At 59.3% G+C, this 25,194-nt stretch carries 23 protein-coding genes; 15 read left to right on the top strand and 8 right to left on the bottom strand.

Annotated features, from left to right (window positions below):
* The first annotated feature begins 5 nt into the window (after positions 1 to 5).
* The gene (locus AC1DS5_RS20155; protein WP_477720053.1) at positions 6 to 1,154 is read left to right on the top strand and encodes an enoyl-CoA hydratase/isomerase family protein; all 1,149 of its coding nucleotides are present in this window, start codon (positions 6 to 8) and stop codon (positions 1,152 to 1,154) included.
* Positions 1,155 to 1,337: 183 nt separating this feature from the next.
* Here AC1DS5_RS20155 and AC1DS5_RS20150 read toward each other — a convergent pair whose 3' ends face one another.
* The 3 genes from AC1DS5_RS20150 to AC1DS5_RS20140 form a co-directional block, all read right to left on the bottom strand.
* The gene (locus tag AC1DS5_RS20150; protein ID WP_477720034.1) at positions 1,338 to 2,000 is read right to left on the bottom strand and encodes a response regulator transcription factor; all 663 of its coding nucleotides are present in this window, start codon (positions 1,998 to 2,000) and stop codon (positions 1,338 to 1,340) included.
* A gap of 234 nt (positions 2,001 to 2,234) precedes the next feature.
* Positions 2,235 to 2,765: a hypothetical protein gene (locus AC1DS5_RS20145; protein ID WP_477720033.1), complete on the bottom strand. Its 531-nt coding sequence runs from the start codon at positions 2,763 to 2,765 to the stop codon at positions 2,235 to 2,237.
* Between the two features lie 109 nt (positions 2,766 to 2,874).
* Positions 2,875 to 4,569 carry a hypothetical protein gene (locus tag AC1DS5_RS20140; protein ID WP_477720032.1) on the bottom strand — a complete coding sequence of 565 codons (1,695 nt, stop codon included), beginning with the start codon at positions 4,567 to 4,569 and terminating at the stop codon, positions 2,875 to 2,877.
* Positions 4,570 to 5,331: 762 nt separating this feature from the next.
* Here AC1DS5_RS20140 and AC1DS5_RS20135 point away from each other — a divergent pair.
* A complete protein-coding gene (locus AC1DS5_RS20135; RefSeq protein ID WP_477720031.1) occupies positions 5,332 to 5,817 on the top strand; it encodes a hypothetical protein in 486 nt (161 codons plus the stop codon).
* Positions 5,818 to 6,058: 241 nt separating this feature from the next.
* On the opposite strand, the gene smpB is transcribed toward AC1DS5_RS20135, so the two are convergent.
* Entirely contained in the window at positions 6,059 to 6,607 is a 549-nt protein-coding gene (gene smpB / locus AC1DS5_RS20130; protein WP_477720030.1) for an SsrA-binding protein SmpB, read from the bottom strand.
* A 56-nt stretch (positions 6,608 to 6,663) separates the two neighbouring features.
* On the opposite strand from smpB, the gene AC1DS5_RS20125 reads away from it, so the two are divergent.
* Positions 6,664 to 7,110, top strand: coding sequence for a type II toxin-antitoxin system RatA family toxin (locus AC1DS5_RS20125; protein ID WP_477720029.1), 447 nt, complete (start codon positions 6,664 to 6,666; stop codon positions 7,108 to 7,110).
* A gap of 53 nt (positions 7,111 to 7,163) precedes the next feature.
* Positions 7,164 to 7,493, top strand: coding sequence for an RnfH family protein (locus tag AC1DS5_RS20120; RefSeq protein ID WP_477720028.1), 330 nt, complete (start codon positions 7,164 to 7,166; stop codon positions 7,491 to 7,493).
* Between the two features lie 87 nt (positions 7,494 to 7,580).
* Here the strand turns inward: AC1DS5_RS20120 and AC1DS5_RS20115 are convergent, their stop codons facing one another.
* Positions 7,581 to 8,120: a DUF4124 domain-containing protein gene (locus tag AC1DS5_RS20115; protein WP_477720027.1), complete on the bottom strand. Its 540-nt coding sequence runs from the start codon at positions 8,118 to 8,120 to the stop codon at positions 7,581 to 7,583.
* A gap of 145 nt (positions 8,121 to 8,265) precedes the next feature.
* Between AC1DS5_RS20115 and guaB the strand changes: the two genes are divergently transcribed.
* From guaB to AC1DS5_RS20080, 7 genes are all read left to right on the top strand, one after another.
* Positions 8,266 to 9,735, top strand: a complete 1,470-nt coding sequence (gene guaB, locus AC1DS5_RS20110) for an IMP dehydrogenase (RefSeq protein ID WP_477720026.1) — start codon at positions 8,266 to 8,268, stop codon at positions 9,733 to 9,735.
* 144 nt (positions 9,736 to 9,879) lie between these two features.
* Positions 9,880 to 11,499, top strand: a complete 1,620-nt coding sequence (guaA, locus tag AC1DS5_RS20105; protein WP_477720025.1) for a glutamine-hydrolyzing GMP synthase — start codon at positions 9,880 to 9,882, stop codon at positions 11,497 to 11,499.
* 12 nt (positions 11,500 to 11,511) lie between these two features.
* Positions 11,512 to 12,102 (top strand): 2'-5' RNA ligase family protein, encoded by a 591-nt coding sequence (locus AC1DS5_RS20100; protein WP_477720024.1) that lies wholly within the window; start codon positions 11,512 to 11,514, stop codon positions 12,100 to 12,102.
* 100 nt (positions 12,103 to 12,202) lie between these two features.
* Complete coding sequence (locus AC1DS5_RS20095; protein WP_477720023.1) at positions 12,203 to 12,841, top strand: FMN-binding negative transcriptional regulator; 639 nt, start codon at positions 12,203 to 12,205, stop codon at positions 12,839 to 12,841.
* A gap of 1 nt (position 12,842) precedes the next feature.
* Positions 12,843 to 13,100 carry a hypothetical protein gene (locus AC1DS5_RS20090; RefSeq protein ID WP_477720022.1) on the top strand — a complete coding sequence of 86 codons (258 nt, stop codon included), beginning with the start codon at positions 12,843 to 12,845 and terminating at the stop codon, positions 13,098 to 13,100.
* A 65-nt stretch (positions 13,101 to 13,165) separates the two neighbouring features.
* Positions 13,166 to 14,551 carry a tRNA adenosine(34) deaminase TadA gene (gene tadA, locus AC1DS5_RS20085; protein ID WP_477720021.1) on the top strand — a complete coding sequence of 462 codons (1,386 nt, stop codon included), beginning with the start codon at positions 13,166 to 13,168 and terminating at the stop codon, positions 14,549 to 14,551.
* A 17-nt stretch (positions 14,552 to 14,568) separates the two neighbouring features.
* Complete coding sequence (locus AC1DS5_RS20080) at positions 14,569 to 15,549, top strand: LD-carboxypeptidase (protein WP_477720020.1); 981 nt, start codon at positions 14,569 to 14,571, stop codon at positions 15,547 to 15,549.
* 106 nt (positions 15,550 to 15,655) lie between these two features.
* Here AC1DS5_RS20080 and AC1DS5_RS20075 read toward each other — a convergent pair whose 3' ends face one another.
* On the bottom strand, positions 15,656 to 16,045 hold the full coding sequence (locus AC1DS5_RS20075) for a hypothetical protein (protein ID WP_477720019.1): 390 nt from the start codon (positions 16,043 to 16,045) through the stop codon (positions 15,656 to 15,658).
* Positions 16,046 to 16,305: 260 nt separating this feature from the next.
* Between AC1DS5_RS20075 and AC1DS5_RS20070 the strand changes: the two genes are divergently transcribed.
* The 3 genes from AC1DS5_RS20070 to AC1DS5_RS20060 all read left to right on the top strand — a co-directional run bounded on the left by AC1DS5_RS20070 (position 16,306) and on the right by AC1DS5_RS20060 (position 21,478).
* Positions 16,306 to 17,745 (top strand): aldehyde dehydrogenase family protein, encoded by a 1,440-nt coding sequence (locus AC1DS5_RS20070; protein WP_477720018.1) that lies wholly within the window; start codon positions 16,306 to 16,308, stop codon positions 17,743 to 17,745.
* Between the two features lie 103 nt (positions 17,746 to 17,848).
* The gene (locus AC1DS5_RS20065; protein ID WP_477720017.1) at positions 17,849 to 18,775 is read left to right on the top strand and encodes an adenylate/guanylate cyclase domain-containing protein; all 927 of its coding nucleotides are present in this window, start codon (positions 17,849 to 17,851) and stop codon (positions 18,773 to 18,775) included.
* Positions 18,776 to 18,910: 135 nt separating this feature from the next.
* Positions 18,911 to 21,478, top strand: coding sequence for a penicillin acylase family protein (locus AC1DS5_RS20060; RefSeq protein WP_477720016.1), 2,568 nt, complete (start codon positions 18,911 to 18,913; stop codon positions 21,476 to 21,478).
* 67 nt (positions 21,479 to 21,545) lie between these two features.
* Here the strand turns inward: AC1DS5_RS20060 and AC1DS5_RS20055 are convergent, their stop codons facing one another.
* Together AC1DS5_RS20055 and AC1DS5_RS20050 are read right to left on the bottom strand one after the other, a co-directional pair.
* Complete coding sequence (locus tag AC1DS5_RS20055) at positions 21,546 to 23,720, bottom strand: catalase (protein WP_477720015.1); 2,175 nt, start codon at positions 23,718 to 23,720, stop codon at positions 21,546 to 21,548.
* A 116-nt stretch (positions 23,721 to 23,836) separates the two neighbouring features.
* On the bottom strand, positions 23,837 to 24,106 hold the full coding sequence (locus tag AC1DS5_RS20050; RefSeq protein WP_477720014.1) for a hypothetical protein: 270 nt from the start codon (positions 24,104 to 24,106) through the stop codon (positions 23,837 to 23,839).
* Between the two features lie 401 nt (positions 24,107 to 24,507).
* Between AC1DS5_RS20050 and AC1DS5_RS20045 the strand changes: the two genes are divergently transcribed.
* Positions 24,508 to 24,945 (top strand): response regulator, encoded by a 438-nt coding sequence (locus AC1DS5_RS20045; protein WP_477720013.1) that lies wholly within the window; start codon positions 24,508 to 24,510, stop codon positions 24,943 to 24,945.
* The last annotated feature ends 249 nt before the right edge of the window (positions 24,946 to 25,194 follow it).

Genomic DNA, 25,194 nt, shown 5'->3' with positions numbered 1-25,194 from the left:
GACACATGGGCGAGAAGGGCGTGATAACAGGGCCGGCAGGCGCAGAAGTGAAAAGTGACATTCTTGTGGAGCGGCGCGGAAGCGCCGGGCTTATCACCCTGAATCGGCCCAAGGCGCTCAACGCCTTGTCGCTGCAAATGGTCAGGGATCTTTCAGGCATCCTGCGGGCCTGGCGGGACGACCCGTCTGTTCTGCTGGTGGCGATCCGCGGCACCAACAAGATTGGCCGGCCGGGCAGCCCGGAAAGCCTCTTTGGCGGTTTTTGTGCTGGCGGCGATATCCGGTTTTTTCACCAGGTTGCGCTGGCAGGGGATCCGGCCCTGGACGATTTTTTTACCGAGGAATACGCCCTCAATCACTTGATTCATACCTATCCCAAGCCCTACATCGCCTTCATGGATGGCATTGTGATGGGCGGCGGCATGGGCATCAGTCAAGGCGCGAAAGTCCGTATCGTGACCGAGAAAACCAAAATGGCCATGCCCGAGACCCAGATCGGCCTGTTTCCGGACGTCGGGGGCGGCTACTTCCTGAGTCGCTGCCCGGGCCATGCCGGCGAGTACCTGGCGCTGACCGGTGAAGTGATCGGCGCCGACGAAGCGATAGCCTTTGGCCTGGCGGACATCAAGTGCAATGCCGCCCGGCTGCCAGACCTGTGGAACGATCTGGGCAGCCGGGTCTTCACCTCGGCCACTGATGCAGAGGAGTGGATTGCTGCTGAATTAGTAGCAGAAAATGTTCATCCCATAATGGCCGATAACAAAATCGATGCCTATTTTTCCTTGCCCCGCGTGAAGCACATCATTGACGCGCTGGAGGCGGCCGACGATCCTTGGGCGGCGAAAACCGCGGCAAAGCTGCGCATGCGATCGCCCTTGATGCTGCATGTGACGCTGGAACAGATTCGCAAGGCACGCGGTATGAACCTGGCCGACGATTTACGCATGGAGCGGGACATGGTGCATCACTGCTTTCACCTGCATCCGGGCGCACAAAGCGAGACGGTGGAGGGCATACGCGCACTGGCCATCGACAAGGACTACAAGCCCCGCTGGAGTCCGCCACGCATTGAGGACGTGAAGCCGGGCATGACAGATGCCTTTTTTGCCAGCCCCTGGAGTGCAGAACTGCACCCGCTACGCGATCTTTGCTGAGTCGTCCGCTCGCCCAGGCTTTGCGCCTGGGTCCGGCGAAGGCGAAGGCGAAGGCGAAGGCGAAGGGATGCTACCGGCCGGTTGCGACTTCCGTGCGCCAGGCAGGGAAAACGGCGAGGAAACCACCGCGGGAATAAGCAGGCTCGAGGCCGACTCAGCCGCCAGCCTGCCCGCCGGCCCACATCAGTAAGTAGAGGCCAAAACCGGGTCGGCGTCGTCTATCGGCAAACGCAGGCGCCGTCCGACTTTCAGCTTGCCGAAGACATGCTGCAGGTGGGTTTTCACCGTGTTATCACTGATGGTCATCGCCCGGGCGATTTCCTTGTTGGTCATGCCCATGCCGACCCAATGAACGACTTCCCATTCCCTTTTCGTCAGAATCCCGGGCTCCAGTTCAGCCAACAAGTTGTGGTGGCCGGGTCGATGCGACAGCACCTCCAGCGCTTCTGCCATCAGTTTGCGATTGATCCAGATATCTCCACCATGGACGACCCGAATGGCCTTCAGCCACTGCTCCGGCGGTGATTTTTTGGGGACCAGACCTTTGACGCCATGTGCCGCGGCATCAACAACCTCGCGGTGGCCCATCACGTCACAAAACAGGATGGTTTTTGTTTCCGGGCTGATCATGTGTATTCGAGGCAGGAGTGGCGATCCGTCGTCGAATTGAAAGCGCCAATCCAGTAGAAAAACGTCCGGTGTCACGCTTCGCGTGACGCGCAGGAGCTGCAGGGTATTTCTGACTCCGTCCATCAGGTTAAGGTCGGCGTGGGGGGCCAACGCAGTTCGCCAGGACTCATGAAGGACGATGTCGTCGCTGATATTCAGTACGGTGATGGTGGACATGATGTGTTGATCGCTATCCAAAATCGGACCCGGCGGGTGACTTTGGAGCCGATCCCTCTCTTTTTCCTTCACTTTTGAACTCTAGTCCCGAATAGATTTCGTTACCATATCCAGGCGAAAATGGTTACATATTTTTGAAAAAATATAGACATTTTGTGATAAAGGGCACAATTTCCATGCAATGAAGCGCACGCCATTCATGCCTCTCACACGCGGTCGACCATCGATTCCGCATTAACGTGAAACCTGATTGATGGTGAACCGGCTTTCACCGCCTTCCGTATGCATCCGGAGGGCTATCGTGCCGTCGGACATTTCGCCTGCGAATCTGGTGACCAGGATTTGCCCCGTCGACTGCAGCCGGTGACGCGTGGAAAACGACAACTGGTTGCCCATGATTTTGCCGTCCTCGATGCTGCCTTCACCGACCGGAAAAGTGGCCGTTCCGGTCAGTTGGCCGTCTGTCGCCCGCAGGTTAAAGCTGACTTGCACCCTGTTTCCACCGCCAACATCCAGCCCACCGATCCAGCGACCGGTGACGCCAGCCGTTTCTGTCTTTTGCCCCTGCAGGCCAAAAGGCGACGCCAGCATGGCGGATTTTTCTCCCCCTGTGTCAGCAGGAGCCTGCCCATTCGAAACCACTGCCGGGACTTCATGGCTGGTGCTCCCGGCGTTCTGCCTGGTCACATACCATGACGACCCACCGATGATGGTCAGCGCTACCAACAGTGCTGTAAAAGGTTTCCAGCCTGACTTGTGATCCATGGCGATACCTCTTCAATCCAATGCGTTCAACAAGTTGACCAAATGGGGATGGCGACTTCTTCAGTCGCCATCCCCGGTTGGCTTGGATCAATGCCAAATCGCTATGAAATTACTTGCACAGCGGGCATGTGGCCTCGTTTGGCGCTGAGTTTTGGATGCCTCCGCCAAGAATTGCCGGCTTGGTTCCACGGGCCATGACCTGGTCTTTGAACACGGTCAGTTCCGGATCGGCCAGTGTCGACAGGCCTCCCGCTGTCAACGCCTGCGTTGGGTAGTAAGACCCACTGTAAGGGGCCGACGCACCCGCAGCCAGGTTGCCGATGGTATGCGTGGTGTGGGTAACATCGCACGGCGTTTGAGTCCCTGTATAGGTCTGCTCATGAGCCTCGCAAACCTCCACCCCGGTCAAGGCAAGGTCGCCATTGGTCACTGAACCACTGTAGTTGACTTTCAGCGCAAGTTTGCCGCTCACAAGCTCCAGGTCCACGTCGCAGATCTTCGTCACGGACAGGCCTGCGTTGGGAGGTGTTGCGGTGCAGGTGGTACTTGCCGTGCCTGACACCGTGCCAGAACCAGTCGATGCACTTGCGGTCACCGTGTCAAGTGTTGACACGGTATTGGAAGTGTGTTGACCCTTGTAGCATATCGAAGCACCGGCTGCCAGCGTGGCGGGGTTCTGGGGTGTTGCGGTCGGCAAACCATTGTTGCAGGTGAAGAATCCAAAGGTGCCTGCATCGAACGCGGGGTTGTCGCCCACCGTGATGTTCGTCAGGGGCCCGCCGCCATCATTCACGACACTGCCTCCGACGGTATTCAATATCGTATTGGTAGCCGACTGGAACTCGGCGCCCAAGCACACCTTGGTCACTGCCAAATGGCACACCGGGAAGCTCGACAGGAGAAAGTTCTTGATCGCAGAATTGGGCTGATCCGACGACCGGCTGGTTGCCATGAACGCAGAAAAGCAGGAGTCGCTGCCTGGCAACAGTTTCTGGATATTCACACCGCCTTCGAAGAACTGCCCCGCCTGTATCGTGCCGTTCCAGGGAACGGTCAGGTTTCCGCCGTTGGTGGAGCCGCAGAGCTTGTCGTTCGAGTCGCAGGACACCCCGGCGACGTTGGTTTGCGAAACCCCGATCGTTCCCATATCCAGCAGAGCACCGGAGGTCCATTTATACCAATGGACATCAGTTACTGCGCCGCCATTGGTGTACTCGAAAGCCAGCAGTACATCTCCTTCCCCATGCGTCGCTGGCCCGTTGGTGATGGGGTTGATGAAGCTGCCTGTCGCGTCATTCCTTGCCACCGGATTTTTGAAGAACCAGAAGCCCAGGCTTGCCGTGCCGCTAAACTTGGAGCGGTCGGCGCCGAAGTAAATCAGCAGGTCACCGGCCGTGGTGGTGGCGGTGGTGGTGGTGGCGGTATATGCGGCCGCGTAGGCGTGGAGCATGTCGTCTTTGGGCGGCGAAGAGCCCAGGTCATACCGCCAGGCGCTGATGTCCTGGATATCCTTGGAACCGTTGCGGAACACCGCCGGATTGGTATCGTTGATGATTCCGAGGAATGGACCCAAGCTCAGGTCTGGATTCGTAATTCGCGTTGTGTGTCCCTGGCCGGCAGGAAAGCTGTTCCAGTCGTCCGGCAGGCTGGCGCCCGACGGATCCGCGGTGTTACCGTCCAGCTCAAAGAAGCCATCATTCAGAACTGCATGCGCCGGCGTTATTCCCAGCGCCACAGCAATAAGCACGCCGGCGATAGCACCGAATAGCCGGCGACAGACATGGGTAACCGAAAGTGTATTCATGACCTTCCTCCTTGCTACAGTTAGTAAAGTTACAAATCTCAGCCTGGCATTGCGCCCGGGCAACACAGGACTCAAAAGACTCCTGCATTAATGAAATGGTAGTAACAGGGGGGGGTGATGCGCTATCATCCGTTCGGAGTACAGCTTGTTGCAGAGGACACAATCCGTCGCACCCGCGCGATAGCTTTTGTGATTGATCTGCGACGGAAATTCTCGGGAAATCGGGAGCACGCCCAGGACGGCCGCGGATGCGGCGCAGAGCTGGGCCAGGGAGCGGCCGCCTGGCCTCCAACGGTCTGGCACTGACATCTTCGCGCACGCCGTGAGCCCACTTTGCTCACCCTGAACTCCCGGCAAGTGCCAGGCCCGCGCGTTGACACCAAAAATGGCCTGCAATCCAGGCCGAGGTTGAGGCGATTGCGACTTACGCCAAACACAAAAACAAACAAATGCTTGTCCGCATCTTTGTGGCCCGAGCGATGACCTCATCCCCCGCAAAATCGGGTTCCAGCCTACCTTGGGGAGCCGCGTGAAATATGCGGGTTAGCGGAGCTTGGCGGGCAAGATCTTTCAATACTCGATTCGGAGTATTGCGAGCCAAAAGTTCGAATTCTAGGATTGGATTGTTCTTCGCTGCATGGACACAAGCTGTCAAAAACTCACAGGATGTGAGCGTGGCAGAAGTGGTCTTCGTGCGAAGGATAAAGGGAAGATAAAGGTAAGTTTTTCAATGTAGTAAATGCTTATTACGTGGAGGTTGAAATGAGAAAATTGTTACTAGCAACGGCGCTTGCTGTCGTTGCTGCTTCTGCTCTGGCAGCCGCCCATTTCATGAGTGCAGAAGCCAGTGTCAACAGCGACGGCGCCCTTGTGGTGTCTTTCGATGAGACTGGCCTCGGTAACGGAAATGTGAACTACACACTGTCTGCAAATGGTGCTGCTGTGTACGCTTGCTTTAACAAGGGCGGGAAGAACCCTTCAGCGACCAACAAGGTGGGCCCATCGGCCCTGGATGTTGCAGAGGGCACATTCAAGGCCAAAAATGGACGCGTCCAAGGCAGTCTTCTGGCTGGCCCTCCGTCATCTGGAACGTTCTCCTGCCCCTCTGGCCAGGACATGGTGTTAGCCTGCGTCAAATACACGAACGTGGTGCTGACAGACACGACCAATCAGGTCAGTCCAGATGAAATCACAGGAACTTTCGCAAGAATTTTCCGTGCCTCTTTGCAGCAATGCTCCACTCTATGACCCAGGTGCCAAACCGGGTGTCACATCGGGTGCCATAAGTGAATGCGGGATATTTTTGTATCCCGCATTTTCAGATTTCAAATTTCCAGATTTCAAATTGCTGCAGGCCACGCGTGTTGAAGATGAATCGCCACATGGCCGCGTTGCTCCTGCTTGCCGCCAAATTTTCTGCCATTTGCTACCAAATAGCTTGTCAGGAAGCAGCAGCCTGACCAAGACTTATTTACCCGGCACTGACCGCTTATCGGCTTCTGGACTTCATCGCGCGCTCCACCTCGCGCTTGCCTTCGCGGTCCTTGATGGTGTCCCGCTTGTCGTGCTCGCCCTTGCCCTTGGCCAGGCCGATCTCGCACTTCACCTTGCCCGCTTTCCAGTGCATGTTCAGCGGTACCAGGGTGAAGCCTTTCTGTTCGACCTTGCCGACCAGACGGCGAATCTCGTCCTTGTGCATCAGCAGCTTTTTGGTCCGCACTGAATCGGGGCGAACATGGGTGGATGCCGTCCCCAGCGGGTTGATCTGGCAGCCGATGATGAAGAGCTCCCCGCCGCGAATCACCACATAGCCATCGGTGAGCTGCACCTTGCCCTCGCGCACAGACTTCACCTCCCAGCCTTCGAGCACCATGCCGGCCTCAAAGCGCTCTTCGATGTGGTAGTTGAAAATAGCTTTCTTGTTGTCGGCAATACGCACTGCGGCCGCTGCTGCCTTGGCGGACGCTTTGGAGTCGGACTTTCCGGAGGATGACGCCGCGGCTGTTTTTTTGGAGGAGGGTGCTTCTTTGGTGGCCATGGCTAAAAAGGTAGGGGCGCCATCGGCTAATACAATTGCGCCCAGCCTTTGATTGTATGAAAACTGTTCACAAGTCCGTTCTGATCTGGTACAGCGCAGCCGAAATGTTTGCATTGGTCACCGACGTCGCCAGCTATCCCCGGTTTTTGCCCTGGTGCGACCAGGCCGCGGTACTTGATGAAACCGAGGACGGCATGACCGCCAAGGTGGGCATTTCCATCGCCGGCCTGTCGCAGAGCTTCACGACGCGCAATACCCACGAAAAAGACCGCAAGGTCAGCCTCAAGCTGGTAGACGGGCCTTTTTCAAAACTGGATGGCCATTGGGACTTTCACCCGCTGGGTAACGGCAGCCAGCGTGCCTGCAAAGTCGATTTCACCTTGCGCTACGACTTTGACAATGCCGCGCTGGCGGCGCTGGTGGGCCCGGTATTCGACAAGATTGCCGGCAGCTTGGTGGACGCTTTTGTCAAACGGGCTGCCGATGTCTACGGTGAGGTCTGAACCATTGCGTGGCGCGACCTGACGTGACGGGCCGAGTGGGCGTCAAGAATGGCATGAAAATCTGGCTTGTTTATTCACCTGGCCCCCGGCAGGTCCGCGAATGGGTTCTTGAGCTTGCGACGGGCACCACCGTAGCGCAGGCGCTGGCGGCCTGCGGCATTTTTGAAGAATTTCCATCGCTGCGGAATGTCCGCCTCGTGCTGGGGATCTGGGGTCGAAAAACCAGCCTGGGCCACACCTTGCGCGACTCAGACCGGCTGGAAATCTACCGCGGTCTGCAGGTAGATCCCAAAGTGGCACGGCGCGAGCGGTTTAAACGGCAGGGGGCCAGGACGGCGGGCCTGTTTGTCAAAACCCGCACTGGCGGTAAAGCAGGTTACTGACGGGGGAAAATGTGATCCCGACAGGAGGATTCTTGCGGGGATGGCATGTGTTTACCGCGCTTGGCCCGCAGGTCCATAAACTTCGCCTTATTTGCAATCGGCAGCAGTGATGTCCTGCAGCCGTTTGGTCTCAGCAGCGCGGGCCTTGTCATCCATGAATTCCCGTTCACCTTTTGCATTGGTGATGGATACCCGGACACCTGAATCGAAGGTAACAAGGCCACGCTTGGCCCGATCGCAGTTTTCAGCCTTGACCTTGGCGAGTTTCTCTTCTTCAGCCTTCTTTTTGGCGGCTTGTTCGTCTTCCGCCTGCTTTCTCCTGGCCTCCAGCTGAGCATCCTTGCCTGACAGCTGGGGTGCGCCGGCCTTGCCTGCTGCCGACGCTGCCGCAGCGGGCGACACGGCCGCCTCGGCCGCGGGGGCAGGGACTGTTGTGGCGGCCATTCGCGTGCTGCTGCCAGGCCGTTTCAAAATATCTTTTTCCTTGATGTCGGCTGGCGGCGAGCGGTCGCTAAAGACTTTGCGGCCGTCCTTGTCGATCCATTGCCATTGGGCCGCCGCCGTGAGCGCAAATGATGCGCCGGCAAGCGCCAAAATCAGGGTTTTTGAAGCAAGTTTGAAGTCCATCCGGTCAGTGTAGCGCTGCCGGGTGCGGTTTCCACATGTTTGCCAAGCATGCTGTATTTTTGCAACTTGGGCAAAAAATGGGCACAAGGGTTAGTACCGAGGGCTTTTGGGACAAGGGTACAATCGTGTTTTTGGAGCTATCCCTATGCGCCTACTCGGCAAAGCGCTCACCTTCGACGACGTATTGTTGGTGCCAGCGTTCTCCCAGGTCCTGCCCAAGGACACTTCACTTTCCACCCAGTTCTCCCGCAACATCCGCCTGAACCTGCCGCTCGTGTCGGCGGCCATGGACACGGTCACCGAAGCCCGGCTAGCCATTGCCATCGCGCAGGAGGGCGGCATCGGCATCGTCCATAAAAACCTGACGCCCCAGCAGCAGGCCGCAGAAGTGGCAAAAGTCAAGCGCTACGAGAGCGGTGTGCTACGTGACCCGGTGGTCATCACCCCAACCCACACCGTACGGCAGGTCATGGCCCTGAGCGAGCAGCTCGGCATTTCCGGCTTCCCCGTGATCGATGGCGGCAGGGTTGTCGGCATTGTGACGGGGCGCGACATGCGCTTCGAATCCCGTATGGATGTGCCGGTCAGCACCATCATGACGCCGCGCGAGCGCCTGATCACCATCTCCGAAACCGCCTCGCTGGCCGATGCCAAGGCGCTTTTGAACAAGCACCGCCTGGAGCGCGTGCTGCTGGTCAATGACAACTTCGAGCTCAAGGGCCTGATTACCGTCAAGGACATCACCAAACAAACCACTTTCCCCAATGCCGCGCGCGATGCGCATGGCCAGTTGCGCGTGGGCGCCGCCGTCGGGGTGGGTGAGGGCACCGAAGAGCGCGTTGAAGCGCTGGTCAAGGCTGGGGTGGACGCCATCGTGGTGGATACCGCCCATGGGCATAGCAAGGGCGTGATCGACCGCGTGCGCTGGGTCAAGCGGAACTACCCCCAGGTTGATGTCATTGGCGGCAATATCGCCACCGGCGCCGCCGCGCTGGCGCTGGCAGAAGCCGGTGCGGATGGCGTCAAGGTGGGTATTGGCCCCGGCAGCATCTGTACCACCCGCATCGTTGCCGGTGTCGGGGTGCCGCAGATCATGGCAATCGACAACGTGGCAATGGCCTTGCGGGGCACCGGCGTTCCCCTGATTGGGGATGGCGGCATCCGCTACAGCGGCGACATCGCCAAAGCCATTGCCGCGGGCGCCAATACCGTCATGATGGGCGGCATGTTCGCAGGTACCGAAGAGGCGCCGGGCGAAGTCATCCTGTACCAGGGGCGCAGCTACAAGAGCTACCGCGGCATGGGCAGCATTGGAGCCATGCAGCAGGGCAGTGCGGACCGCTATTTCCAGGAATCCAGCACAGGCAACCCCAATGCCGACAAGCTGGTGCCCGAGGGCATCGAAGGCCGCGTGCCTTACAAAGGCTCCATGGTCGCCATCGTTTTCCAGATGGCCGGTGGCCTGCGTGCCAGCATGGGCTACTGCGGCTGCGCCACCATTGACGACATGCGCAACAAGGCCGAATTTGTGGAAATCACCTCCGCGGGCATTCGCGAGAGCCATGTCCACGACGTGCAGATCACCAAGGAAGCGCCGAACTATCGGGCCGATTGATGTGACCCCCACGTTCGCTCACTTCGTGTAGCTCTCTGCCCCCCGAGGGGGCTGGCCTTGCTTGGGGCGGCCCGGCGCGGCGGCCGCAGTTGGCTTTCACGTTTCCCCAGGTTTGCCCTTGTCCGTAGCAACTGACTCAATCAAATGCAACACCAGAAAATCCTCATCCTCGATTTCGGCTCCCAGGTCACCCAGCTGATTGCCCGCCGTGTACGCGACGCTCATGTGTTCTGTGAAGTCCACCCTTGCGACGTCAGCGACGAATGGGTCCGTAACTACGCCAAAGACGGCGCGCTCAAAGGCGTGATCCTCTCTGGCAGCCATGCCAGCATCTACGAAGAAACCACCGACAAGGCGCCCCAGTCGGTCTTCGAGCTGGGCATCCCCGTGCTGGGCATTTGCTACGGCATGCAGGCCATGGCGCACCAGCTGGGCGGCAAGGTCGAAGGCGGGCACAAGCGCGAATTCGGCTCGGCTGACGTGCGGGCTCGCGGCCACACGGCGCTGCTCAAGGACATCGCCGACTACACCACGCCCGAAGGCCAGGGCATGCTCGACGTCTGGATGAGCCACGGCGACAAGGTCACCGAAATGCCGTCAGGCTTCAAGCTCATGGCTTCCACCGATTCATGCCCGATCGCCGGCATGGCCGATGAAGACCGCCGTTTCTACGCAGTGCAGTTCCACCCCGAAGTCACGCATACCAAGCAGGGTAATGCCATCCTCAAGCGCTTTGTGCTCGACATCTGCGGCACCCGGCAGGACTGGGTCATGGGCGACTACATCAGCGAAGCCGTCGAGAAGATCCGCCAGCAGGTCGGCGATGAGGAAGTCATCCTCGGCCTGTCGGGCGGCGTCGACTCATCCGTCGCGGCGGCCCTGATTCACCGCGCCATCGGCGACCAGCTGACCTGTGTCTTTGTCGACCACGGCCTGCTGCGGCTGAACGAGGGCGACATGGTCATGGACATGTTTGTCGGCAAGCTGCACGCCAGGGTCATCCGGGTGGATGCCAGCGACCAGTTTCTGGGGCATCTCGCCGGTGTCAGCGAGCCGGAGGCCAAGCGCAAGATCATCGGCCGCGAGTTTGTCGAAGTGTTCAAGGCCGAGGCGGCCAGGCTCAAGGCCGGCGACGGCGGGCACAAAGGTGCCAAATGGCTGGCTCAGGGCACGATTTACCCCGATGTGATCGAGTCCGGCGGCGCCAAGAGCAAAAAAGCCGTCACCATCAAAAGCCACCACAACGTCGGTGGCCTGCCCGAGCAGCTGGGCCTGAAGCTGCTCGAGCCGCTGCGTGAGCTGTTCAAGGACGAAGTGCGTGAGCTGGGCGTGGCCTTGGGCCTGCCGCACGACATGGTGTATCGCCATCCTTTCCCCGGGCCGGGCCTCGGTGTGCGCATTCTGGGCGAAGTCAAAAAAGAGTACGCTGACCTGCTGCGCCGGGCCGATGCCATCTTTATCGAAGAACTGCGCAACTTCAAGGATGCCGAGTCCGGCAAGACCTGGTACGACCTGACCAGCCAGGCCTTTACCGTCTTCTTGCCGGTGAAAAGCGTGGGCGTGATGGGCGACGGCCGCACTTACGACTATGTGGTGGCGCTGCGCGCTGTGCAGACCAGCGACTTCATGACAGCCGACTGGGCGGAACTGCCTTACGCCTTGCTCAAAAAGGTCTCCAGCCGCATCATCAATGAAGTGCGCGGCATCAATCGCGTCACTTACGACGTGAGCAGCAAGCCGCCCGCAACGATCGAGTGGGAATAAAGGGCTGACCCCATGCCCGAGCAATCGTCATTACCGGGGTTCGATGCCGTGCCGCAGCAGCCGACGGACAGGCTGTTCTTTGCCATCTTCCCCGACGCGAACGCCTCCGCGCGCATCGCACAGCTTGCGCAGCAGCTGCGCGGCGAGCATGAATTACATGGCCGGCCGCTCGCGCCGGAGCGTTTCCATGTCACCTTGCATCACCTTGGCGATTACCTGGGTGTGCCGCGTGACGTCGTCGCCATGGCGGACAAAGCGGCAACGGCCGTCACCAGCATGGCGCCGTTCGAGGTCGCGTTCGACCGCACGGCGAGCTTCTCCAGCGCCCCGCGCAACCGGCCCTTCGTGTTGCGCGGGGGCGATGGCCTCGCCGCATTGATGGAATTCCAGCAGGCGCTGGGGATGGCAATGAACAAGGCCGGGCTCGGGCGCTGGGCCAAACCGGGTTACACGCCACACGTGACCTTGCTTTACGATGACCACTGTGTCGCCGAGCAGGCCGTCGAGACGATCAACTGGACCGCGCGCGAGTTCGTCCTCGTGCACAGCCTGCTCGGTAAAACCCGGCATGTGGCCCTCGCACGCTGGCCGTTGCACGGCTGACGGATCACAGGCAAGAGCTCCCCACCGGAGGGATGAGCCAAGGTTCAGGCCTTCTCGGTGTGACAAGCCACGCTGCCATTTTTCGCCTATGCTTTGGGACATGTACTTGTCCCCCCAATTCAAGGGCGACCGCGCGCAGGCCGCGGCGCTGATCAAGGACCATCCCTTCGCCAGCCTGATCAGCGTGGATGACACGGGTCTTCCTTACGTCACCCATTTGCCGCTGCATCTGGAAGAGCGAAACGGCCAGTTGGTGTTGCTGGGCCATGTGGCCAAGCCGAATCAGCATTGGCGTTACCTGCAGGCCCGCCCGCAGGCTGTGGCAACGTTTCTCGGTCCGCACGCATACATGTCGCCCAAGGTCTACCCCGACCTGGCGCGTGTACCGACCTGGAACTACCTCGCCGTGCACTGCACCGTCCAGTCAAGCCTGATTGAAGAGCCCGAGGGCAAAGACCGCCTGCTAAAAAAGCTGATCGGTGACCATGAGCCGCCTTATGCCGAACAGTGGCGCGGCCTGGGTGACGAGTTTGCCCAGAAAATGCTGGCCGGTATTGTGGCGTTCGAGCTGCAGGTGACCGACGTGCAGTGCAAGCTGAAAATCAACCAGCACAGGCCCGAAGCGCATGCCGCGATGAAAGCGATCTATGCCTCTGGCAATGAAAATGAGCGGGCCCTGGCCCGCTGGATGGATCAGCTGGGTATGAACGCCGACACCCTCCAGCCCCTGAAAGATTGAAATGCGTATTGCCCTTGGAATTTTGAGCCTGGTGATCGTGCTGGCTACGGTCGGATTGCTGGCGAAAAAGCAGATGAGCGGCTTGTCGGCCGCCCCCACCAGAGCACAGTCGCCGATGGCTATTGACCCAATGGCGTCCGTGCCGGTGCCACCTCCGGGTGCGACACCCCAGGCGCAGAGCCAGCAGATCCAGCAGCAGGTCCTGCAAACGGTGGAGGGCACCCTGCAGCAGGCCCGCCCCATGCCCGATGACAAGTAAGCAGTTAAAAAACATGACCTGCCCACGCAGGACAGGCTCATGCAGCTATTAAAATCATAGCAATCATGGATGACGCCTTCTTTATGCAACTCGCGCTGGCGCAGGCCCGTGAAGCCGCGGCGGTGGGGGAAGTGCCGGTGGGTGCTGTGGTGGTGCGACATGGCGAGGTCATTGCCACGGGTCGCAACGCGCCGGTTGACGCGAATGACCCGACGGCACATGCCGAGATCATCGCCCTGCGCGCGGCAGCGCAGGCGTTGGGCAACTACCGGCTGGATGAGTGCGAACTGTTTGTCACGCTGGAGCCCTGCGCCATGTGCAGCGGCGCGATGCTGCACGCCCGGCTCCAGCGCGTGGTGTTCGGCGCGACCGACCCCAAAACTGGTGCGGCAGGCTCGGTCATCAACCTGTTTGCAGAATCCCGGCTGAACCATCAAACCGGGTGGCAAGGTGGCGTATTGGCGGGGGAATGCGGCGAGTTGCTGCAGGCGTTTTTTCGCCGGCGCCGGGCCGACAAGCGCGAAGAGTCCCGGTTGAATCATCCACTGCGTGACGATGCGCTGCGCACGCCCGATGCGGCTTTCGATGATTTGCCGGGCTATCCGTGGCCGCCCCGCTATGTCAGCGACCTGCCGGCGCTGGACGGGCTGCGCATGCACTACCTTGACGAAGGCGAGGGCGGCCCGGGGGGCTTGACCTATTTGTGCTTGCACGGCAATCCCGCCTGGAGCTACCTGTACCGGAAAATGATCCCGGTCTTTTTGCAGGCAGGCCATAGGGTGGTCGCGCCTGACCTGATCGGTTTTGGCAAAAGCGACAAACCCAAGAAAGACAGCTTTCACAGCTTTGGCGTCCATCGCCAGATCCTCCTGGAACTGGTGGATCGGCTAGACCTGCAAAACGTCGTGCTCGTCTTACAGGACTGGGGCGGGTTGCTTGGCCTGACATTGCCAATGGTTGCTCCGTTGCGCTACAAGGGCCTGCTGGTCATGAACACCATGCTGGCTACCGGTGATGTGCCGCTGTCACCTGGTTTCAGAGCCTGGCGCGAGATGTGTGCCAAAAACCCGGACTTCGATGTGGCTCGCCTGTTTGCCCGTGGCAACCCGCAGATGAGTCCTGAAGAATGCGCGGCCTACAACACCCCCTTCCCGGATAAAGGCCATCGTGCCGCCTTGCGCGCCTTTCCGCTGATGGTGCCGGAATCCGAAGACGCCGATGGCGCAGCCATCTCCAGGGAGGCGCGCGAGTTTTGGCAGAACCGCTGGACGGGGCAGACCTTCATGGCTGTCGGCGCCCAGGACCCAGTCCTCGGCCTGCCGGTCATGCAGGCGTTGCAAGGCATTATTCGCGGCTGCGACGCACCCATGGTGCTGGAGCAGGCTGGGCATTTCGTGCAGGAGCACGGTGAGCCAATTGCCAGGCATGCGGTCGGCTTCTTCAAACGGTGACCTGAAACCCCGCATGGATGCAGATCAGCAATGGGATACTCCTGCCTGTGAAAAAACATATCTACATTTACTCGCCTTCCAGCGCCGTGCGGGACAAAGCGAGCTTCAAACGCGGCGTGCGGCGCCTGACGGCGCTGGGCCACGAGGTTGAAATTGACGAGGCTGCGCTGGCCAGGCACCAGCGTTTTGCCGGCGATGACGAAACCCGGCTGGCGGCCATCCACCGCGCGGCTGCCAGCGGCGCCGATGTGGCCCTCATTACCCGTGGCGGCTACGGCCTTACGCGCATCCTGCCGGGCATCAACTACAAGGCTGTGGCCAAGGCCATCGACAAGGGCACGCAATTTGTGGGCCTCAGTGACTTCACGGCGTTTCAGTCGGCTGTGCTGGCCAAAACCGGCGCGGTCACCTGGGCGGGGCCGGCGCTGGGCGAAGACTTTGGTACCGAAGTCCCTCCCGACGACATCATGGAAGCCTGTTTTGACGACCTGATCACGGGTCAGGGCGAGGGCACCGGCTGGCAACTCCCGAAATCCGCCATGAATTCAATAGCCGACAACCCGGGTTTGAAGGGGGCTGAAACTCAATTCAGCATCAAGAATGCCGTGCTGTGGGGAGGCAACCTGGCGATTTTGTCGTCATTGGTGGGAACGCCCTATCTGCCCATCGTCAAGGGCGGTATTTTGTTTGTCGAAGATGTTGGCGAACATCCCTACCGGGTGGAGCGCATGTTCACGCAACTGCTGTATGCGGGTGTGCTGGCACAGCAAAAGGCGGTCATTTTTGGGCAGTTCACCAATTACAGGCTGGTGCCGCATGACAAGGGTTTCAAATTACCTTCGGTGGCAGCCTGGCTACAGAGCCAGATCAAGGCGCCGGTGCTGACCGGATTGCCGTTTGGCCACGTGGCGACCAAAGTGCTGCTGCCAGTGGGTTGTAAAACCACGCTGGCTGTTGAGGACAGGGATGCATTTTTGTTGTGGGGCCACCAGCATTAGATTGATGAGGTTGGTGGTCAACCGCCACTGAGGCCATGCTACCCGCGAGAAAACCCCAAAATACCCAAAAATAAACCAGCACAAGGCTGGTTGATGGTGTCAGGTGTCAGGCAGTGAGGGAGCTCGGCCGTGAACTCAGGCCGCGCGGCAACAGGCCTTTGAATTTGTCGTTGATACGATTGATTTTTTCGCGCGCAATGGTTTCTCCGTGGATGGCGGCCAGCACAGCCATCACGTCACCGCGCGCGTACCACAGGCCCTGCGGATCCTGGGCATACCGTATTCGGCGTGTAATTTTGGGATAGTGTTGCTCGCCGAAATCACCCAGCTCATCCAGAATGAACTGGCGAATATCCTCGGTACGGTCTTCCAGCAGAGACGGTGAAACCTCGCCAGAGCCGAGCAAGACCATCAAACTGCTTTTCAAATGGGTTTTTAACCAATCCATGGAGTTCGAAACTTTCTGCCGGGTTATCCGGGTTGTGCCTACGTTCACGTCTGATCACTTGTTCTGGTAGATTAAGAGCGCTACAGCTTTAGCGCAAGTTTTTTCGCGCGAAATGGTTATGCAAAACAACAAATGAATCAAGGAGTTAGTAACCAAATGTCAAGTCGATTCTGGTTTTAAACACTATCTAACTCTTTAGCACTACAGCCGTACCCCGCGCGTAACTAAAAGTTCCCCCGTCCGCTTAATTACATTTCCCCACATTTCCCCTGAATTTCCTCTGCATTTCCCCGCCGTTCAAGACCGACATGACCATGCCCATGATTGCCTATCCAGCCCACTACATCAACGGCCAGTGGGTCACCGCCAGGTCTTCGGAAACCCTGCCGGTGTACGACTCGAGCACCGAAGCCCTGATGGCGACGGTGCCCAGCGGCACCGCCGCCGAAGCTGAAGCTGCCGTGCTGGCGGCACGTGCCGCTTTTGACGGCTGGTCCACGCTGCCGGTGGAAGCCCGCGCGGCTTACCTCGACAAGGTCGCGGCCGGCGTCAAGGCGCGCACGGAAGACCTGGCGCTCGCCATTGCCCGCGAAGTGGGCATGCCGCTGAAAATGGCGCGGGCTGTGCAAGTCGGTGGCCCGGCCTGGCATTGGGGCAACTTTGCCAGAGTCGCGCGCAGCTTTGAGTGGGAGAAGAAAGTCGGCAACTCCCTCGTCGTGCGCGAAGCAGTGGGCGTCGTGGGCTGCATCACGCCGTGGAATTTCCCGCTCAGCCAGATCACGCTCAAGATTGCCCCGGCCATGGCGGCCGGTTGCACCGTGGTGCTCAAACCCAGCGAAATTGCACCTGTCAATGCCATGATCCTGGCCGAGATCATTCACGAAGCCGGCCTGCCGCCCGGTGTTTTTAATCTGGTCAATGGCATGGGGCCGGTCGTGGGTGAGGTGCTGGCCACACATCCTGAAGTCGACATGGTGAGCTTCACCGGCTCGACCCGCGCCGGCAAGCGGGTGAGCGAGCTGGCCAGCCAGACTGTCAAACGCGTGGCGCTGGAGCTGGGTGGCAAGTCGGCGAGCGTCATACTGGACGATGCCAATCTGGAAGCCGCCGTCAAAGGCACGGTGTCAGCCTGCATGCTCAACAGTGGCCAGACCTGCTCGGCTCATACCCGCATGCTCGTGCCGGCCCATCGTTATGATGAAGCGAAGGCACTGGCGCAAGCGGCCATCGCCAGGTTCAATATTGGTCCCAGCCTGGATGGCACCAGCAAATTGGGGCCCTTGGTCAGCGCGGCGCAACGCGACCGCGTGCTCGCGTTTATCCGCACCGGTATCGAAGAAGGTGCCGAGGTGATTGCCGGTGGCGCCGAAGCGCCTGCAATGGACAAGGGCTATTTTGTGCAGCCCACCATTTTGGGCATCAAGGCCACCGACACACTGGCGCGGGAAGAGATATTTGGCCCCGTGCTGGTTGTCATTCCTTATCAAGATGAGGAAGAGGCCGTGGCGATAGCCAACAGCACCATCTACGGCCTCGGGGGCGCCGTCTGGAGTGGTAACGACGAACATGCCATGAAAGTGGCCCGCCGTATTCGCACCGGCCAGGTGGATATCAATGGCGGCCCCTTCAATGGCAGTGCGCCTTTTGGAGGTTACAAGCAGTCGGGCAATGGGCGGGAGAATGGCGTCTATGGGTTTGAGGAGTTTCTGGAATTCAAGGCGCTGCAATTCAAATCTGGTACAAGCTGATGTAACGGCAAGACGGTTGCTTTCAGTTGTGCCTATTTGTAATTTCAAGCTGTGTGCGTATGATTGAGTAACCCAAAACAACTACAAAATACCAAAAATAACTATGGCAGAAGTCACCGTCGTTTTTGCCGATCTCGCAGGAAGCACTGGAGTTTTCGAATCACTGGGTAATGAAAAAGCTACCCGCGCCATTACGCGCCTGACTCACTGGATCGGCAAGGTCTGTAATGCCCACAGTGGGCGCGTCGTGAAATACCTCGGCGATGGCGTGCTCATTGTGTTTCCCGAGAACAATGACGCCATTGAGGCCGTCACAGAACTGCAGCGAGTGCACCGGGAACGCATTCGTAACTGGCCTGAACTGCTCAAAATGCGGCTGCAGGTTGGCATGGCACACGGCGAAATCGTGGAGCAGGACGGCGACTGCTTTGGCGATGCGGTCAATGTGGCCTCCCGGCTCAGTGATTTGTCCGGGCCGGGCCAGATTTTTGCCACCGAGACGGTGATCAGCCAGCTGGCGCCGGGCAGCACCGTGCGGTCCCGTAACCTGGGCGCCATGGAGATCCGGGGACGCAGCCAGGCTTGCACGGTGCATCGGATCGAATGGCAAAACGAATTGCTGTCCGAGTTTTTTACCGTGGCAGACAATCTGGGTCCACCTCATGTTGCCGAGCCGGTGGCGCCCGCGGGTGCCATCGAACTGTCCTGGAGGCAGGCGAATTCAACTTTTAGCTCGACACAGTTGCCAATTTTTATCGGCCGCGATCTTGAGGCGCAATTTGTCGTGCCGGATCCGCGGGTGTCCCGCATGCACGCCAAAATCGAGTGGCGGGCCGGCAAGTTTTATCTTGAGGATTTCAGCAGTTACGGAACCTGGGTACGGTTCACCGACAGCGCGGCTGCCGTGTCCCTGCGCCGGCAGGAATGTGCGTTGCTGGTCGACGGCGAAATTGCGTTGGGTGCGTCTTTCGAGGATGCCACGATTCCTTCTGTCCGTTTCAAATTCTCTGCCGATCAGCCGGGGGCTTAAAGACCATCGGATCTGCGCGCCGGGCCGGGCGTCCGGCGTATCCTCGGGATATCGAATCCAGACCTTGGCCCCCTGGCCGCCAACGAGGCTTGGGACTGCCGGCGACAACACCTTATCCTTCAGCGGGCACCAACCTTGATCTGGTTCAAACTTGTTTTTGCGGCGTTGGCCCGGTTACTGGTGGTGGCGCTTGTACTGCTCCTTGCTGCCGCAGGCTTTTATGTCTACCGGGCTTTTCCTGATCTGGATGGCGAGTTGCAGGTCCCTGGCCTGCGCAGCCGGGTGACCGTGGCGCGAGACCAAGCCGATGTAACGCACATACGGGCCCAGTCGCCGCATGACGTGTGGTTCTCGTTGGGCTATGTACATGCGCAGGAGCGAGGCTGGCAAATGGAGTTCAACCGCCGGCTGATGCATGGCGAGTTGTCAGAAGTGTTTGGCCCGTCAACTGTGGACACCGACAAGCTGATGCGCACACTGGGGATTGTGCGAGCCGCGGCGCGGCAATGGCAAAGCCTGCCGGAAGAGGGGCGGGTGGCGCTGCAGTCCTACAGCGATGGCGTCAATGCTTTTTATGCGAGTTCATCGCAGGCACTCTCACCCGAATTCCACATGCTGGGGGTCCAGCCTGGTGGTGCCTCCGGCAAGGCCTGGTCGCCGGTAGACAGCCTGGGCTGGTCGCTGATGATGGCCCTCGACCTGGGTGGCAACTGGGGAACCGAATTTGCACGTCTGGCTGCCGCCAGGGTGTTGGACACCCGCCAGCTGTGGGAGTTGTTCCCACCTTATCCCGGCGAGAAACCGGCCTCCCGGGTCGACCTCTCCAGGCTGTACGCCGGGTTGGGGGTGTACCGGACGGGCTCGGCGGATGCTCCTAAAATAATAGCTCCAGCTGTTCGTACGTCGGAAGTTGGTACTTTTTTTGATACTGGACTCGCCGCAAAAAAGATATTCGCCCTGTCGCCAGGCATCGGTGACTGGATGGAGTCGCTGGGCCAGGTCGATGGCAAGGGGTCCAACAACTGGGTGGTGGCAGGCAAGCACAGCAGCAGCGGCAAGCCGCTGCTCGCCAATGATCCCCATTTGGGATTGTCGGCGCCGGCCACCTGGTACTTCGCGCGGCTGCAGGCACCGGACAGCCAGGCCACCGCCGGTATGGACGTCGTGGGTGCGACCTTGCCAGGCTTGCCGTTCGTGGTGCTGGGCCGCACCGGCGAGGTGGCCTGGGGCTTTACCAACACCGCGCCAGACGTACAGGATTTGTACCTCGAGCAGCTCAACCCTGCCAATCCCCGGCAATACAGGGTGCCGGGGACGGGCGATACCGGCAGTGGGACGCGCTGGGAGGACTTCACCGTCCATGAGGAAACCATCCTGGTCAAAGGAGAACCGGATCTGCGCTTGAGGGTGCGAGAAAGCCGTCACGGTCCCGTGCTCAGCGATGTTCAAAAGTCGCATGCCGATCTTGTGGACACCCGAAAATACGTGATTGCACTGCGCTGGAGCGCCCTCGACGCAGACAATCAGACCGTACTCGCGGGACTGCGGGCAAATCGGGCGCAGTCGGTTGATGATCTGATTGCGGCGTATTCGGCCTATCACTCCCCCATGCAAAACGTTGTGGCGGCCGATATGGCAGGCCGTACGGCCTTCAAGGCTGTCGGCAAGATACCGCTGCGCAAGCCCGACAACGACATTCTGGGAATAGCGCCTTCACCAGGATGGGACGCCCGTTACGACTGGGCCGGCTGGGTGCCTTACGCGCAAACACCTCAAACAAACCATGCCGCCATTGCCGCCAAAGGCTGGTGGTCTACGGCCAACCAGCGCATCACCCCGCCAGGCTACCCCATCTTCATGGGGCAGGATTGGACCGTTCCCTACCGCTATGACCGCATTGAGCAGTTGCTGGCCGCCAAGCCAACACACGACGTGGATTCGATGCAGAAAATACAGGGCGACCAAATGTCGGCAGCCACGGTTCGGCTACTGCCCTTCATACAAAAAGCACTGTCGCAATCTTCCGCGCACCCATTGGCCGGTGCCGCCCGGCGCGTCATGGAAGGCTTTGACGGCATCATGCAGGCTGACAGGGCGGCGCCGCTCATTTTTGCGGCGTGGGCGGACGAACTCACGCGGGGCGTCATTGGCGCAAGACTCGGCGAGAGGACATTCGCAGCGCTCTATGGCAAACGCCATTTCAGAAGCACCCTCGAGAACATTCTGGAAAGCAATGACGCCAGCTGGTGCGGCAGCGCAGGATGCACGGCGCAATCCGCCGCCGCGCTGGACCGGGCCCTCACGCGCCTGCAGGCCGCCTATGGTGACGACGTCAGCCAGTGGGCGTGGGGCAGGGCGCACTACGCGCTGTCGGCGCACAAGCCCTTTGGCAATGTTCCATGGCTGGCGCCGTTTTTCGATGTCCGGGCTCCCACGGGTGGCGATACCTTCACGGTCAATGTGGGCCAGTACTGGCCCAACGGAGACAAAACGCCTTTTGCCAACCGGCAGGCCGCGTCGCTGCGGACCGTGTACGACCTGGCAGATCTGGAAAATTCCCGATTTATCTACCAGACCGGCCAGAGCGGGCTGGTGTTTTCAAGCCGTTATCGCGACATGCGTGACAGCTGGGCGCAGGTAGAGTACCGGCCTTTGCAAATGAACCCGGCGGGATTTGCACACCAGTTGACGTTGTCCCCCTGATCCCCGAGGCTCGAGGCTCGCTGTGCGGAGGACACCATATCGAGTCCCCATTACCGGGTGTCAAGCGTCAAGCCGGAATGGCGTCGACGTTGAGGCGATCCCAATGGCGGTGCAATGCGATGGCGGCCATGAAGTCTTGCGACACCTGTCCATCCAGCACCTTGCGCCCATCGGCAATCAGAACACCGGCCGTGGGCACTGTTATCAACTCGAGATTTTTCCCGTGGCCGAAACCCAGCGTGCCGAGCAACTGCACCCCATCGTTCACCGCGCAAATGGTTTTGCAGTGTTTGTAAGCCTCCAGCACAAAGTGAACCGCCTCGCCAAGCCCGCTCAATGCTGCGGCGCTGGACGCACCACCGGGGATCAGAACGGCATCAAACATGACGGACGGCATATTCGCAAAGGTATGGTCGACCGCTAGCTGACGGCCGCTGGCGGTGCTTACCGTGCCCAAGTGCGGTGCAACCAGTTTGCACAAGGCGCCTGCTTCCGTCAAATCGTGCTGGATGCGCCTGACGGTGGCGGCCTCGACGCCATCCGCCACCAAAATGGCCACCTTGCGGGTCTTCACCCCGCCGCCAGGCCTTCCGGCCATGCGCAAGGCGGGATCTTCATCGACCTTGTTGGTGATTCGATAATCCCGAAAGCCTAGCCGGCCCGCCGCGGCTTTGGGGTCCGGGGCGGCGATGCCCAATGGCGCGGCAATCCGGCTGGCAAGTTTCAGGTCCACATGCGCCAGGTTGTCCACGATGCGCTGCCGGATTTCAGGCACGTCCACTTTGGACAGCTCAAACCTGAACGCTGCGACGATATGGTCTTTCTCGGCAACGCTCTGGCTGTTCCAAAACAGGGTGGCCTGCGAGAAATGATCGTCAAACGAGGGGCTGCGCTGGCGGATTTTAGGTGACCCCAGCTGTTCGGGGTAGGACTGGAAACCTTGCGCAGCGCCATCCACCCGGTATTCCGCGCCACTGCCCAGTGTATTGGGCTCGTAAGCCACGCGTCCCTTGCTGATGGTCTGGCGGTGCATTCCATCCCGCTGGAAGTTATGCATCGGGCACACGCTCCGGTTGATGGGAATTTCATGGAAGTTGGCACCACCCAATCTGGACAGCTGGGTATCGGTGTACGAGAAGAGCCGTCCCTGCAAAAGGGGGTCGTTTGAAAAATCAATACCCGGTACAAGGTGGCCCGGGTGAAATGCTACTTGCTCGGTTTCCGCGAAAAAATTATCCGGATTGCGGTTGAGCACCAGCTTGCCGATGATCTGGACGGGAACCTGCTCCTCCGGAATAAGTTTGGTGGCGTCCAGGATGTCAAAGCCAAGCTCGGTCTCCTGGCCTTCGTTCACGATCTGAACACCCAACTCCCACTCGGGAAAATGACCGCTCTCAATGGCCTCCCACAAGTCGCGACGGTGAAAGTCAGGGTCCTTGCCGGCAATCTTTTGCGCCTCATCCCACACCAGGCCGTGCACCCCGAGTTTGGGTTTCCAGTGAAACTTCACAAAGTGAGAATCTCCCTGGGCATTGATAAAGCGGAAGGCGTGGATGCCAAACCCTTCCATCATCCGAAAGCTGCGCGGCAATGCGCGATCTGACATCGTCCACATCAACATGTGGGTGGACTCTGGCATCAGGGATGCGAAATCCCAGAACGTGTCGTGGGCACTCGCCGCTTGCGGCATCTCATGGTGTGGTTCGGGCTTGACGGCGTGGATAAGGTCAGGAAATTTGATCGCGTCCTGGATAAAGAAAACCGGAATGTTATTGCCCACCAGGTCGTAGTTACCTTCGGTGGTGTAGAACTTGACCGCGAATCCGCGGACATCACGCACCGTGTCTGCCGATCCTCTGGATCCTGCCACTGTCGAAAATCTCACAAACACAGGTGTTTCAATGGCAGGGTCCTGCAAGAAGGCCGCGCGGGTGTACTGCACCATCGACTTGTAAGGCTTGAAATAGCCGTGCGCACCCGCCCCCCGGGCGTGGACGACGCGCTCGGGAATACGTTCGTGGTCAAAATGCGTGATTTTTTCGCGGAGGATGAAGTCCTCCAGCAAGGTCGGGCCGCGAACACCACTCCTGAGGGAGTTGTGGTTGTCCGGAATCTGTAGCCCCTGGTTGGTCGTCAAAACACTGGCTGTGCCGGGAGTAAAAGCATCAAGCTGGGTTTGCTTGTCTCGGGCGCCCTCCGCGGGCCGGATGGGGCCAGCGGCTTTGCGCTTGGGTGGCGGCATGTAAATTCCTTATTTTTAGGGCTTGAGAATTAAAACGAGGAAAAAAAGAAGACCCGCCTCAGCGGCCTGGAAAACCGCCTTGTGCGGCCAAGGCAGAAACAACGCTGTTGGGGAATTTATGAATCGAGCAGCCCTTCTAGCATCTTCACGCTCGCCAAAAGTGCCAGCGTTGCAACCGTGCCGGCCAGACACCAGCCTATGAACTCCTGGGTGCCCTCGGCCAAATCGTCGGGCAAAAGCAGCGACATCAGGAACAGTCCTGCTGCCCAGACAAGCACCGTCAGAAAGATATGTAGAAAATCTGTCTGTTTAGGGTTGGCGTGAATTCTCCACACCGTCAGCATTCCCGCCGCCAGGCTGTTCAAAAGTCCCGCTCCAGATTTCATGGCAATTCCTGTTGAGGTCAACATAAGGGGGCAACACAAGGCCCTACAGAACACCATACAAGCCTGCAGCGCACATGTTGGTAGCCGGACATCCGTGTTGTGTGTAAGGCCTGTCTTTTTCTGGCGTAAGACGTCGCTTACTGGACAAGGCCATCGCAACCATCCCGGTTGGGTTTGGAAAAAGGAGTTCGGGCCTTGCATCGAGCAAGTCCACGCAGGGCCGCGAGGCCGGCCTTTTGCCTTTTACCTCTCGCCTGTCGCTTATCGACTTTCGAACGGCAATGGCGCTTTCTCCTACACGCACTCGCTGGCAACTCCGGCAGTTGAGTGGCCGGTCGTCACTTAGATTGGCGGGGTTACTTTGGTTAATTCCCGCCGGGCGCCCGCGCTTAGTCCTAAAAATGAAGATGAAAACCTACCTGGTCGAAGACAACCCGACCATTCGAGAAAACCTGATCAGCACGCTGGAAGAGCTCGCGCCGGTTGAAACCGTGGGTACGGCAGATACTGAAGAGGAGGGCACCGCCTGGCTCACGGGTCACGATGCCCAATGGGACCTTGCCATCGTTGACGTGTTTCTCAAAAGTGGCAGTGGACTGGGGGTGCTTGAAGCTTGCCGCACCCGGGGCACGCTGCAAAAAATGGTGGTCTTCAGCAACTACACAAGCCGTGAAATGCGCCTGCGGTGTATCCAGCTGGGCGTGGATGCTGTCTTTGACAAGTCAACAGAAATCGACGCCTTGCTGGATTACTGCGTGGCCCAAAGCGAAAACCTCGACGTGGCCGCGAGCAGGGGCAACCAGGGCTATCAGCGTTCCTCCAGATTCCAAAAGGCGTGAAACCCTTCGAATTCTATTTTTCAATGCCTTTTCCCACTTACTCCACTGACTCCACCAACTCCGCCAACCCAGGCGGCTCTGCCTTTTCGGCTACGGCAGACGCTCCCAGGCAACTCAAAGATGAGGTGCTCCAGTCGGCAGAAGAGGCTGTCCTTGTCGAAGCTGGCGCGGTGGAACCGGAAGACTTTTCCGCCTCGCGAACTGTCCCTGAAACCGTTGGTGACCGCTATCATCAAAACCTCCCGTCCC

This window comes from Polaromonas sp. P4_H1 (assembly GCF_056400945.1).
Note: the sequence above shows the minus strand (reverse complement) of the source record. Positions and strands in the feature narration are given on the sequence as shown.